The sequence below is a fragment of the Shimia sp. MIT1388 genome (assembly GCF_047124445.1).
Classification (GTDB): Bacteria; Pseudomonadota; Alphaproteobacteria; order Rhodobacterales; family Rhodobacteraceae; genus Shimia.
On the sequence record NZ_CP138921.1, the window covers coordinates 2,737,974 to 2,750,633 of the forward strand.

General features: G+C 58.4%; 13 protein-coding genes. 9 read left to right on the forward strand and 4 right to left on the reverse strand.

Annotated elements, in window-relative coordinates; translation table 11 throughout:
* The first annotated feature begins 82 nt into the window (after positions 1 to 82).
* The 3 genes from pheS to SIB92_RS13640 all read left to right on the forward strand — a co-directional run bounded on the left by pheS (position 83) and on the right by SIB92_RS13640 (position 4,059).
* Complete coding sequence (gene pheS / locus SIB92_RS13630) at positions 83 to 1,153, forward strand: phenylalanine--tRNA ligase subunit alpha (RefSeq protein ID WP_412552558.1); 1,071 nt, start codon at positions 83 to 85, stop codon at positions 1,151 to 1,153.
* Between the two features lie 79 nt (positions 1,154 to 1,232).
* Positions 1,233 to 3,632, forward strand: coding sequence for a phenylalanine--tRNA ligase subunit beta (gene pheT / locus SIB92_RS13635; protein ID WP_412552559.1), 2,400 nt, complete (start codon positions 1,233 to 1,235; stop codon positions 3,630 to 3,632).
* Complete coding sequence (locus tag SIB92_RS13640) at positions 3,625 to 4,059, forward strand: GNAT family N-acetyltransferase (protein ID WP_412552560.1); 435 nt, start codon at positions 3,625 to 3,627, stop codon at positions 4,057 to 4,059. The genes pheT and SIB92_RS13640 overlap by 8 nt, the downstream gene beginning before the upstream one ends.
* Here the strand turns inward: SIB92_RS13640 and SIB92_RS13645 are convergent.
* On the reverse strand, positions 4,056 to 4,946 hold the full coding sequence (locus tag SIB92_RS13645) for a LysR family transcriptional regulator (RefSeq protein ID WP_412552561.1): 891 nt from the start codon (positions 4,944 to 4,946) through the stop codon (positions 4,056 to 4,058). The two genes, SIB92_RS13640 and SIB92_RS13645, sit on opposite strands and share 4 nt — an antisense overlap.
* A gap of 86 nt (positions 4,947 to 5,032) precedes the next feature.
* Between SIB92_RS13645 and SIB92_RS13650 the strand changes: the two genes are divergently transcribed.
* From SIB92_RS13650 to SIB92_RS13660, 3 genes are all read left to right on the forward strand, one after another.
* Positions 5,033 to 5,665: a class I SAM-dependent methyltransferase gene (locus SIB92_RS13650; protein WP_412552562.1), complete on the forward strand. Its 633-nt coding sequence runs from the start codon at positions 5,033 to 5,035 to the stop codon at positions 5,663 to 5,665.
* Positions 5,666 to 5,756: 91 nt separating this feature from the next.
* Complete coding sequence (locus tag SIB92_RS13655) at positions 5,757 to 6,209, forward strand: YtoQ family protein (protein ID WP_412552563.1); 453 nt, start codon at positions 5,757 to 5,759, stop codon at positions 6,207 to 6,209.
* An 83-nt stretch (positions 6,210 to 6,292) separates the two neighbouring features.
* A complete protein-coding gene (locus SIB92_RS13660) occupies positions 6,293 to 7,897 on the forward strand; it encodes a GMC family oxidoreductase (RefSeq protein ID WP_412552564.1) in 1,605 nt (534 codons plus the stop codon).
* A 30-nt stretch (positions 7,898 to 7,927) separates the two neighbouring features.
* On the opposite strand, the gene SIB92_RS13665 is transcribed toward SIB92_RS13660, so the two are convergent.
* Positions 7,928 to 8,629 (reverse strand): glutathione S-transferase family protein, encoded by a 702-nt coding sequence (locus SIB92_RS13665; protein WP_412552565.1) that lies wholly within the window; start codon positions 8,627 to 8,629, stop codon positions 7,928 to 7,930.
* A 158-nt stretch (positions 8,630 to 8,787) separates the two neighbouring features.
* Here SIB92_RS13665 and SIB92_RS13670 point away from each other — a divergent pair, with 158 nt between their 5' ends.
* Positions 8,788 to 9,594 carry a mechanosensitive ion channel family protein gene (locus SIB92_RS13670; protein ID WP_412552566.1) on the forward strand — a complete coding sequence of 269 codons (807 nt, stop codon included), beginning with the start codon at positions 8,788 to 8,790 and terminating at the stop codon, positions 9,592 to 9,594.
* Positions 9,595 to 9,643: 49 nt separating this feature from the next.
* Here the strand turns inward: SIB92_RS13670 and SIB92_RS13675 are convergent, their stop codons facing one another.
* A complete protein-coding gene (locus SIB92_RS13675) occupies positions 9,644 to 9,925 on the reverse strand; it encodes a DUF1330 domain-containing protein (RefSeq protein WP_412552567.1) in 282 nt (93 codons plus the stop codon).
* Between the two features lie 95 nt (positions 9,926 to 10,020).
* On the opposite strand from SIB92_RS13675, the gene SIB92_RS13680 reads away from it, so the two are divergent.
* Positions 10,021 to 10,896, forward strand: a complete 876-nt coding sequence (locus SIB92_RS13680; protein ID WP_412552568.1) for a LysR family transcriptional regulator — start codon at positions 10,021 to 10,023, stop codon at positions 10,894 to 10,896.
* On the opposite strand, the gene ald is transcribed toward SIB92_RS13680, so the two are convergent.
* Positions 10,893 to 12,011 (reverse strand): alanine dehydrogenase, encoded by a 1,119-nt coding sequence (ald, locus tag SIB92_RS13685; RefSeq protein WP_412552569.1) that lies wholly within the window; start codon positions 12,009 to 12,011, stop codon positions 10,893 to 10,895. The two genes, SIB92_RS13680 and ald, sit on opposite strands and share 4 nt — an antisense overlap.
* Positions 12,012 to 12,147: 136 nt before the next feature.
* On the opposite strand from ald, the gene SIB92_RS13690 reads away from it, so the two are divergent.
* A complete protein-coding gene (locus SIB92_RS13690) occupies positions 12,148 to 12,606 on the forward strand; it encodes an Lrp/AsnC family transcriptional regulator (RefSeq protein ID WP_412552570.1) in 459 nt (152 codons plus the stop codon).
* The last annotated feature ends 54 nt before the right edge of the window (positions 12,607 to 12,660 follow it).

The following is a 12,660-nucleotide window of genomic DNA, read 5'->3' on the forward strand; positions in this document are numbered from 1 at the left end:
CGGCGCACCTCAGCACGCTTGCAATCAAGGGGCTGTATGATAGGAGGTCTGCGGTAATTTCTCATCTGGGGACGGCCCTGCCATGGACGAACTGCGCACCAAATACATCGAAGCAATTGCTGCCGCGGCAGACGAAGCCGCGCTCGAAGAGCTGCGCGTGCAAGCCGTGGGCAAGAAAGGTGAAGTCAGCCTGAAAATGCGCGAGCTGGGCAAGATGACACCGGAAGAGCGCCAAGTCGCTGGCCCGGCGCTCAACGCGCTCAAGAACGAAATCAACTCTGCTTTGGCCGCCAAAAAAGTGGCGCTTGCGGACGCCGCGCTGGACGCGCGCCTGGCCACCGAATGGCTCGACGTAACGCTGCCTGCGCGCAACCGTCGCGTCGGCACCATCCACCCGATCAGCCAGGTGACCGAAGAGGTCACCGCGATCTTTGCGGATATGGGCTTTGCCGTGGCAGAGGGTCCGCAGATCGAGACCGATTGGTATAACTTTGACGCGCTCAACATTCCGGGTCACCACCCTGCGCGCGCGGAGATGGACACTTTCTACACCCACCGTGCCGAAGGTGACGAGCGCCCGCCGCATGTGCTGCGCACCCACACCAGCCCGGTGCAAATCCGCTCGATGGAAAAAACCGGCGCGCCGATCCGCATCATTTGTCCGGGTCGCGTCTACCGCGCGGACTATGACCAGACCCACACACCGATGTTCCACCAGGTCGAAGGTCTAGCGCTCGGCAAAGACATTTCCATGGCAAACCTCAAGTGGGTGCTGGAAGAGTTCTTCTCCGCCTTCTTTGGCACCGACGTCAAAACCCGCTTCCGTGCGTCCCACTTCCCGTTCACGGAGCCTTCTGCCGAAGTCGACATCCAGTGCAGCTGGGAAGGTGGCACTGTAAAAGTTGGCGAAGGCGACGACTGGCTCGAAGTGCTGGGCTCCGGCATGGTGCACCCGAACGTACTTAAGGCTGGCGGGATTGATCCTGACGAGTATCAAGGCTTTGCGTTTGGCATGGGCATCGACCGTCTCGCAATGCTGAAATACGGCATCCCGGACCTGCGCGCCTTCTTTGACAGCGACCTGCGCTGGCTGCGCCACTATGGTTTTGCCTCTCTGGACCAACCGACCCTGCACGGCGGTTTGAATCGATAATTTTCTGGGCATCGCGCAGCTTCACCGGAAGCGCGTTGGTGCCCGATGACGCTTTAGAACAAGCGAAAAGGAATTCGCTATGAAATTCACTCTTTCCTGGTTGAAAGACCACCTTGAGACCGACGCAAGCGTTGACGAGATTGTCGAGGCACTGACCGATCTGGGTCTTGAAGTTGAAGACGTTTCCAACCCGGCTGAGCGGCTGGCCGACTTCACGCTGGGCAAGGTGGTACACGCCGAGCAGCACCCGGACGCCGACAAGCTGCGCGTGTGCAAAGTTGCGACCGACGAAGGCGAACTGCAGATCATCTGTGGCGCACCAAACGCGCGCGAAGGCATCACTGTCGTGGTGTGTAAGCCGGGCATGTATATTCCCGGGCTGGATATCACCATCTCCGTGGGCAAGATCCGCGGCGTGGAAAGTTTCGGGATGATGGCCTCTGAGCGCGAGCTGGAGCTGTCTGATGAGCATGATGGCATTATCGAGCTGCCGTCCGGTGAAGTCGGCGACAAGTTTGTCGACTGGTTGGCGCAAAACGATCCGTCCAAGGTCGACACCATGATCGAGATTGCGATCACGCCGAACCGCCCAGATGCGCTGGGTGTGCGTGGCATCGCACTGGATCTGGCGGCGCGTGGGTTGGGCAAGATGAAGCCTGCCAAGACCGCGTCTACAGAGGGCACATTTGACAGCCCGATCACCGTGACCATTGACGAGTCCGCCGCCACCGATGGCTGTGAAGTCTTTGCCGGTCGCCTGATCAAAGGTGTGAAAAATGGCCCATCGCCGCAGTGGTTGCAGGACCGTTTGAAGGCCATTGGTCTGCGTCCAATTTCCGCGCTGGTGGACATCACCAACTTCTTCACCTTTGACCGCAACCGCCCGCTGCACGTGTTTGACGCGGACAAGGTCAAAGGCAACCTGCGCGTACACCGCGCGGCAGGGGGAGAAACCCTCGTTGGTCTGGATGAGAAAGAATACTCTTTCAACGAAGGTATGGTTGTCATCTCGGACGACGAAGGTGTGGAATCCATCGGCGGCATCATGGGTGGTCTGGCCACCGGCTGCACCGAAGAAACCACCAATGTTTTCCTTGAGGCCGCTGTCTGGGATCACATCCAGATCGCCTACACTGGTCGTGGTTTGAAGATCAACTCGGACGCACGCTACCGCAACGAGCGCGGCATCGATCCGGCCTACAACATGCAGGCGATGGATGATGCGACCCAAATGATCATTGACCTGTGTGGTGGTGAGCCATCCAACATCGTGACTGCCGGTGCGGTGCCGAACGTGGCGCGCGCCTATAAGCTGGACACCGATCGTGTTCAGTCGCTTGTTGGCATGGAAATACCTGCTGAAACGCAGGTTACCACGCTGGAAGCGCTTGGCTTCACCATCGAAGGTGACATGGCGCATGTGCCGAGCTGGCGTCCGGATGTGCGTGGCTCTGCCGATCTGGTGGAAGAAGTCGCGCGAGTGGCCTCACTGACCAAACTCGAAGGCAAGCCGCTGCCACGCACTTCTGCCGGTGTGCCGGAGCAAATCCTGTCGCCTATGCAGAAGCGTGAACAAATCGCGCGTCGTACAACGGCGGCATTGGGCTACAACGAATGTGTGACCTACAGCTTCATCGACAAGGCGGCCGCTGAGCTGTTTGGCGGTGGATCGGATGCAACCATGTTGGAAAACCCGATCTCCAGCGAGATGAGCCACATGCGCCCGTCCCTGCTGCCGGGCCTCCTGCAAGCGGCAGCGCGCAACCAAGCGCGTGGTTTCATGGACATGGCGTTGTTTGAGTGTGGCGCGGTGTTCCACGGCGGTGAGCCAGGTGAGCAAGAAAACCTGCTGACCGGCATTCTGGTGGGCCGCACTGTGGGCAAAGACATCCATGGCGAGAGCCGTGGCGTGGACATCTATGACGCCAAGGCGGACATGGAAGCGGTAATGAGTGCGCTCGGTGCGCCTGCAAAGCTGACCTACAACCGCGGTGTGAACGGCTGGTGGCATCCGGGCCGCAGCGCGAAAGTGGGTCTGGGTCCGAAGAAAATCCTCGGCGCCTTTGGCGAAATCCACCCGAAAGTGCTCGACGCGTTGAACGTGAAAGGTCCAGTGGTGGCGTTCGCGATCCACACTGCCGAAATCCCGATGCCACGCAAAAAATCTGCCTCCAAGGGCGCCGTGACCATGGCGGATCTGCAGGCGGTGGAACGTGACTTCGCCTTTGTGGTGGACGCGGATGTGGAAGCGGTGTCTCTTGTGAACGCGGCCGCAGGTGCGGACAAAAACCTGATCACTGACGTGCGGATCTTTGATGAGTTCATCGGCGGCGCTCTGGGTGAGGGCAAGAAATCCCTCGCGATCACAGTACGCCTGCAGCCCACCGAAAAGACGCTCAAGGAAGCGGATATCGAGGCAGTGGCGACCAAGATTGTTGAGAAAGTCAGCAAAGCCACCGGCGGTACCCTGCGTGGCTGACGCCGTTCTGCCGCGACCGGCGCGGGCCGAAGAGGCCCCAGCCATCGCGCGGCTGATTGATGCGGCTTACCAGCCTTATCGGGATCAAGGATTAACGCTGCCGGATGTCTCCGGCGGCGTTTCTGCTTCGATAGCCGCCGGACAAGTCTGGGTCATGGACGACTTGTCAGGCGTATTGATACTCGCCACAGCAACACCAACAGCGCATCTGATGAATGTGGCGGTATCGCCCGATGCGCGTGGGCGTGGGATTGGCGGCCAATTGATCCGATGGGCGCTTGAGTTGGCCCAAGCAGCAGGCTGCACGGAGATCGCCTTAGCGACCCACGTGGACATGCCCGACAATGTCGCGCTTTATACCCACCTTGGTTGGCAGGAAACCGAGCGAGACGAGACTCGCGTGATGATGGTGCGACGGCTGCCTTAGGTTTCGGTGAGATGCTCGGCCAGAGCGTCAAACACCAATCGAATGCGCCGGCTGGTGTGCAATTCGCGATGGGTAGTGAGCCAGATTGGGAACACTATTGGGGCCAGCTCTGGGAGGACACGCTCGATGCCCGGGGTCGCTTCGGCGACATCATCGGCCATCGGGGCAATGCCGAACCCCTGCCTACAGAGCTCCCAGGCGACGAGGCCACTGTCAGAACCGGTGCGGAAGTTGTCGATGTCTATCGGGAAGCCCATCGGCTTAAGATATTCGAGCATGCGCGGCACATCACCGGACCCAACAAAATCATGTTTGGCCAAATCGTCCACAGTTTGCGGACGCCCGCGCAAGTCAAGATACTCTTGGGAGGCATAAAAATAGCCTTTGGCTTCACGCACCAGCCGCGCAATCAAGTCCGGCTGCTCGGGGCGGACATGGCGGATGGCAATGTCTGCCTCCCGCCGCATAAGGTCTTGCACATCATCCGAGGCGACAACCTCAATGACCAACTTCGGGGCTTTGGCGCGCAGATCTTTGAGAATCGGCGGCAGCAGATGCACTGAGTAGACATCTGAGGCGGTGATCGCCACGCGGCCCTCGACGTCTTGGTTCTGACCAGAGGCGACCAAGGCCACGCGATCCGCCGCCTCGCGCATAGCACGCACATGTTCCAACAGTTCGCCACCTGCGACCGTGAGCTCCAGGGACCGCCCCACCCGCTCAAACAGCATGATGCCAAGATCTTCTTCCAATGCGGCCACTTGCCGGCCCAAAGTAGGCTGTGTCAGATTCAGTTTGCGCGCAGCTGCAGACAGCGAGCCCTCTTCTGCCGTGGTCAGAAAGGCGCGGATGTGGTTCCAGTCAAAGGTGCCATTTGGGTCGATCATACAAATACGTATAACAACACTGCGAATTTCGGCAATTTATATCGCATTCACGCATGGGTAAGGTCATTCTTGAAAGGAGAACGACCATGCAAGCAGCAGCGAAGTTTTGGGATGGTGTGGCGCAAAAATACGCCAAATCCGCCATCAGTGATATGCAGGCGTATGAGTATACGCTGGGCCGGACACGGTCCTACCTCAAGGAAAGTGACGTGGTGATGGAGTTGGGCTGTGGCACGGCCTCCACCGCTATCAAACTGGCAGATGCCGTGGCTGAGATGGTGGCCACGGATGTGTCTGGCGGCATGTTGGAAGTGGGGCGCGAGCGGGTCAGCGAAGCGGGTGCCAAGAACATCCGGTTGGTGCAGGCCACGCCAGAAAGCGCACCGGAAGGCCCGTTTGATGTGGTGATGGCGCACAATCTGATCCACCTTTTGGAAGACGGCGACATCGCCATGGCCGAAGTGGCCAAGCGGGTCAAACCTGGCGGACTGTTCATCTCCAAGACACCCTGTTTGAGTGAGAACATGCGGTCGATCAAATTCCGGATGCTCAAAACCGCGATCCCGCTGATGCAGTTTTTTGGCAAGGCGCCCTTTGTGCGGTTCTTCTCGATTGCCGAACTGGAACGCTCTATCACAGACGCAGGGTTTCGTATCATCGAGAGCGGCAACTTTCCGGCGGATCCGCCAAGCCGCTACCTTGTGGCGCGCAAGCTTTGACGCGCGGCATTTGAAACTGCTTCAAGTCGTGAGGGATTGGAGCACGGCGCCGGACAGGCTATGACCTTGCGCAAGCAAGAGAGGATACCCCATGAGCCTAAACGTCTACCTGTCCGGCGAAATTCACACCGATTGGCGCGAGCAGATCATTGCAGGCGCCGCCGATCTGGATGTGACCTTCAACAACCCTGTGACCGATCACGCAGCTTCTGACGATTGTGGCGTGGCCATCTTGGGCGCGGAAGACAACAAATACTGGCATGACCACAAAGGCGCGATGGTGAACGCCATTCGCACCCGCAAAGGCATAGAAGATGCAGATGTGGTTGTGGTGCGTTTTGGCGAGAAGTACCGCCAATGGAATGCCGCCTTTGACGCAGGATATGCGGCAGCGCTTGGCAAATCGATCATTGTCCTGTCCATGCCGGATCAGCAGCACGCGCTTAAGGAAGTGCATGCGGCAGCCCTGGCCGTGGCGGAGGAGCCAGCGCAAGTGGTGCAAATTCTACGCTACGTCCTCACAAGCCAGCTGCCAAACAGCTGACCTGCGCTGCGCGCTTACGTCGCGTTAGACTTGCTTGGTGAAATTGCCCCCTCCTAGGCTAGGTTTCAGCAGAGGAGGGCGGCATGGAATTTGACTATATCATCGTCGGCGGAGGGTCCGCCGGATGCGTTTTGGCCGCGCGCCTCAGTGAGGATCCGCACACCAAAGTATGTTTGGTGGAGGCAGGCGGCAAAGGCGAGGATATTTTCATCCGCGCCCCGGCCTTGATTGCCGCGATGATTTCCGGGCGCCCCAAGATCAACAATTGGGCGCTCAAAACCGTACCTCAAAAGCAACTGAACAACCGACGTGGGTTTCAGCCTCGCGGCAAGGCCTTGGGCGGCAGTTCCGCAATCAACGCCATGCTTTATGTGCGCGGGCACAAAGCTGACTACGACGAATGGGCGGAGCTTGGTTGCGACGGCTGGGACTGGGAGAGCGTGCTCCCTTATTTCAAGAAATCTGAGGGCAACCAGCGTGGTGCGGATGATCTGCATGGAGACGGTGGTCCGTTGCAAGTGGGCGATCAGGCCGAACCGCGCGCCATCAATGACGCCTTTATCTCAGCCTGCAATGCACATCAGATCCGGACCAACACAGATTTTAATGGCCCCGAGCAGGAAGGCGCCGGACACTATCAGGTGACGCAGTTTTTTGACGGCGACCACAAAGGCGAACGCTGCTCCGCTGCGGCAGCCTATTTGCGAGACAATCTGCATCGCGCCAACTTGACCGTCTATACAAAGACCCAAGCGCGGCGGGTTGTGATGACCAAAGGGCGCGCCACGGGGCTTGAGATAAAGCGCAATGGCACTGTTGAGACGCTCCAGGCGCGTAAGGAAGTGATCCTGTCCTCCGGGGCTTTTGGTTCGCCGCAGCTCTTGTTGCTGTCCGGTATCGGGCCGCGTGAAGAAGTGAAAAAGCACGGCATCAAACTTGTGCATGACCTGCCGGGTGTTGGGCAAAACCTGCAGGACCACCTTGATCACATCTTAAGCTACCGCAACAAGAAGAAAGACACCGTGGGTCTGACACCTTCGGGTTTGGCGAAGATGACCAAGGCAGCGCTTCGTTGGCGCAAGACGGGGACCGGTCTGTTTGCCTCGCCCTTTGCCGAGAGCGGCGCGTTTTTTAAAACCGATCCCACGTTGGGCCGGCCGGACATCCAGCTGCATTTTGTCGTGGGCATTGTGGACGATCACAATCGCAAGATGCACATGCCCTATGGCTATAGCTGCCATGTCTGTGTGTTGCGCCCGCACAGTCGCGGAACCGTCACTCTACAGTCCGCCGATCCGGACAAACCACCCAAGATTGACCCAAAATTCCTGGAAGATGAGCGCGATTTGCAAGTGATGAAAAAAGCAATCAAGACGCTCGACAGCATCATGGAAGACAGGGCGCTCGAGGGTTGGCGTGGCGCGCGCTACTATAAACACGACGGCTCAGATGCGGCGTGGGAAGCAGATATTCGGGCGCGGGCCGACACGATCTATCACCCGGTCGGCACCTGTAAAATGGGCACGGATGACATGGCCGTGGTGGACAACCAATGCCGTGTCCATGGCGTCGAAGGGCTGCGTGTGGTGGATGCCTCAGTTATGCCACGGCTGATTGGCGGCAATACTAACGCGCCCACGATCATGATCGGCGAAAAGATCGCTGACACCATTCGATCCGGTACCTAGAAGGGGGAACCGAGGCTCCCCAAAATTGATTTAGGCAGGCACGGCTGGTGTTTTCAGGCCAACTTGTACGGCTGGACGCGCGAGGAAACGCTCCAGATAGGCGTTCACGATGGGGTAGTTTTCCCAGCCAACTGCCTCTTTGGCCCCGTAGTAATCCAAGGCGCGCAGCCACGGTGCGGTTGCAATGTCCGCAATCGAGTAGCTGCCCGTGATCCAGTCACGGCCTTCCAGCTGTTTTTCCAGCACGGACAGCAACCGTTTGGCTTCGTTCTGATAGCGTTCGCGTGGACGCGGGTCTTCGATCTCGGCACCGGCAAACTTGGTGAAGAAGCCAAGCTGACCAAACATTGGGCCAACACCTGCCATCTGGAACATCACCCACTGGATGGCTTCGTATTTCTCGGCTGGCGTGCTGCCAATCAGCTTGCCGGTTTTCTCCGCTAGGTAGATCAGGATTGCGCCGCTCTCAAACAGGCTTAGTGGCTGACCATCCGGGCCGTTTGGATCAATGATGGCTGGAATTTTGTTGTTAGGGTTCAGCGCCAAGAACTCCGGGCTTTTGACATCCGCGTCGCTCAGCGTGACTAGGTGCGCCTCGTAAGGCAGGCCGATTTCTTCCAGCATGATCGAAACCTTCACCCCGTTTGGTGTGGGGAAGGCATAGAGTTGCAGAACGCTCGGATCTTGCGCGGCCCAGCGGCTGTTGATTGGGTGATCGGTGACAGTGGTCATTGTGGCTCTCCTGTTGCGGTCCTAGGGGATAGATAAGGGCTTTTTCCCATCCCGCCAGCGCTCTATTCGTGCGATAGGGAGCATGTTACTGTGCATCAGCGCAGAGCCAACATGTTAAAAAGCCGCCCAAAATGGGCATGAAAATCGGGGGAAATCCGTTGGAATCCATTGTAGAACAGGCGCAGGGCCTCGGCCCATTGGTGGTTGCCGCAGGCAAAGCACTGGTGGTGCTGATTATTGGTTGGATCGTCGCAGGCGCGATCAGCCGTATGGTGCGCAACCGCGTCAACAACACGCCGGAAATTGACCAGACACTTGGCAACTTTGCCGCCAGCATTGTGCGCTGGGTGATCCTGCTGATGGTGCTGGTTGCCATTTTGGGCATCTTTGGCATCGAAGCAACCTCACTGGTTGCGATGATGGGGGCGGCCACGCTGGCCATTGGTCTGGCGCTGCAAGGCACGCTGTCTGATCTGGCGGCGGGTTTCATGCTGATCCTGTTCCGTCCCTACAAAATTGGCCAGTACGTCGATGTGGGAGGCACCGCAGGCACGGTTGTGGACCTGAACCTGTTTGTGACCGAGATGGTCACACCGGATAATGTTCAAATCATCATTCCAAATGGTCAGGCCTGGGGCTCGATCATCACCAACTTCTCCGCGCATGACACGCGCCGCGTGGATGTGGTGTTTGGCATCGACTACGGCGATGACGCAGACAAAGCCAAACAGATCATTCTGGACACCGCCAACGCTGATGAGCGTGTGCTGAAAGACCCGGAAGGCTGGGCGCGCGTGACCAACCTTGGCGACAGCTCGGTGGACATCACCATGCGGGTATGGTGCATCGCAGACGATTACTGGGAACTGAAGTTCGATCTGACACAAGCTGTCAAAGAAGCCTTCGATAAAGATGGCATTTCGATCCCGTACCCACACACCGTGGAAATCAAACGCGAAGCGTAAACGCGCGAGCGGATGGAAAGGCGGCCAAATGGCCGCCTTTTTTTGCGCCTTACAACAGCGTGATGGTGGATGTGCCGGATCCCTCACGCAGGGCATGGATCTCTGCCAGCTCCGGATCATCAATCCAGGCCTTGGCGGCAGCCCGATCCGGGAAAGTCAGGATCACGGCCACAGTCGGCGCGGTTGTGGTCCCTTCGATCACCTCAGACTCCTTGGACACTTCCAAAGGCGCACCGCCATGTTTTTTGAGTGCGTCTCCTGCCCGTTCGCGGTAGGCAGCAAAGCTGTCGAGATTGGTGATGGTCAGATTGACGTAAGCATAGGCAGTCATTGTGGTCTCCTTGTGTTTGCCAGCCATAGCTAAGACATCCGTGACGATAGAAAACGATCATTGATGATCAATGCCTGTGCAAATATTGTCAGGCCATGTTGAATTGGGATGATCTGAGATTTGTTTTGGAAACCGCACGGCATGGCGGCACCAACGGCGCGGCGCGGGCGTTGGGGGTCAACCACGCCACGGTGGCCCGGCGGATCACTTCGGCAGAAGAGGCGCTTGGGGCGCGCCTATTTGACAGATTGGCCAGCGGCTATGTGCCTACAGAAGCAGGTCTGGAAGCGGTGCGCACGGCGGAAGCCATGTCGAACCTGGAGCGCGGGCTAGACCGGCAAATCGCGGCACGGGACACCACCGTGAGTGGACCTTTAAAGGTGACCGCGTCGGAGTTGATCATCGAGCGGGTATTGGCTGAGATTGTGGCTGACTTTGTGATCGAGTATCCGGACATAGAACTGTCGCTTGTCGCCACCAACGACACGCTAAACTTGGCACGGCGGGAAGCGGACGCGGCGATCCGCTTTGCCAAAACACCGCCGGACACTTTGGTGGGACGTCGGCTGTTTGATTTGAAAGGTGCCGTTTACGCCTCGCCTGATCTGTTGGAGCGAGACTCGGGAGGCGCAGCACCACTGGATTGGGTGCGGTTTGCCCATTGGCCGGGTCCTCCGGCGGAGATCAAGGCGGTGCGACCCAACCTAAACACACGGCTGACGGTGGATGATATGAGCGCGGCCATCGGAGCGGCGCGAGCAGGTATCGGCGCAACGCGCATGGCCTGTTTCCTCGGGGACACAGACCCGCAGCTGGCCCGCGTGCCCGGACTGCCGATGTTCATGCAAGCACCCTTATGGATCTTGACCCACGCGGACCTGCGCCGCGTGCCACGGGTGCGGGCCTTCACCGAGTTTGCCGCAGCGCGCTTGAAAGCGCTGCAGCCGCTGTTTGAAGGGATGACCCCTTAGGATTTCAGCGCCAGGGACGGCGAAATCACATCGATGCCCAGCGCTTTGCCCACCGCATAGTAGGTCAATTGACCGGCGTGGACGTTCAGGCCATTCAGCAGGTGCGGATCATCTTCACAGGCCTGCTTCCAACCTTTGTTGGCCAAGTTTAGCAGGAACGGCAGGGTCGCATTGCCCAATGCCTGTGTCGAGGTGCGCGCCACGGCGCCCGGCATGTTGGCCACGCAGTAGTGCATGATGCCGTCAACTTCGTAGATCGGATCTGCGTGCGTCGTGGCGCGGGAGGTTTCAAAACACCCGCCCTGGTCAATCGCCACGTCCACCAGCGCTGCACCTGGTTTCATCTCGGAAAGCTGTGCACGCGATACCAGTTTCGGCGCGGCCGCGCCGGGAATGAGAACCGCGCCGATCACCATGTCGGCTTCGCGCACCAAATCAGCGGTCGCGCCAGCGGTGGAGTATTGGTTTTTGAAGGTGCCGCCAAAGACATCGTCCAGATAGCGCAGGCGTGTCAGGGAGCGATCCAGAACGGTCACATCTGCGCCCATGCCTGCCGCTATTTTGGCCGCGTGGGTGCCAACAACACCGCCGCCAATCACAACCACCTTGGCAGGTGCCACGCCCGGCACGCCGCCCATCAACACGCCACGGCCGCCATTGGCCTTTTGCAGAGTCCACGCACCGACCTGCGGCGCAAGACGTCCGGCCACCTCAGACATCGGCGCCAGCAAAGGCAAACCACCGCGATCGTCGGTTACGGTTTCATAGGCAATGGCCGTACAGCCGCTTTCGAGCAGGTCTACGGTTTGCTCCGGGTCCGGCGCCAAATGCAGGTAGGTGAACAACAACTGGCCTTCACGCAACATCTTGCGCTCTACCGCCTGAGGCTCTTTCACCTTCACGATCATGTCGGCTTGGGCAAAGACCTCCTCAGCCGTGCCAATCATCTTGGCACCGGCGGCGACATAGTCTTCATCCGTAAAACCGGCACCTACACCAGCGCCAGACTGGATCAGCACTTCGTGGCCATGATTGACCGCTTCACGCGCCGCGTCAGGCGTCATACCGACGCGAAATTCCTGGGGTTTGATTTCTGTGGGGCAACCGATTTTCATGCACCGTCTCCAAATTGAACTGTCCTCAGCTTAGGCAGGCTCGACGCGAAGTTGCTTGAAATTTAGGCAGTTTAAAAACTCGCGATTGCAAGAACCTTCGAATACTGTATTCAAGCGCGCAAGGAGCTTTCGCCATATGTCACTTGATCAAACAGATCGTCGGATTCTCACCGTCTTGCAAAAGCAGGGTCGCATTTCCAATGCCGAACTGGCAGAGCGCGTGAACCTGTCCCAATCCGCCTGTCACCGCCGCGTGCATCGGCTGGAGAAAGACGGCTACATCAAAGACTACGTGGCGCTACTTGACCCCCGCAAGCTGGATGTGCCCACCACGGTGTTTGTCGAGATCACGCTCTCGGGTCAAGCCGATGAAGTGCTCGAAGCCTTTGAGAAAGCCGTGTCGCGTATTCCGGATGTGTTGGAGTGCCACCTTATGGCAGGAACAGCCGACTACATTCTCAAAGTGGTGGCAGAAAACACCGAAGACTTTGCCCGTATTCACCGCCAGCACCTAGCTCGCCTGCCGGGCGTAGCGCAGATGCAGTCCAGTTTTGCACTGCGGACGGTGTTCAAAACCACCGCCCTGCCGGTTTAACCCAAAAAGTCTGTCACAAATCGGCAAGCTGCATCGTCTCCTTAGAAACATCAA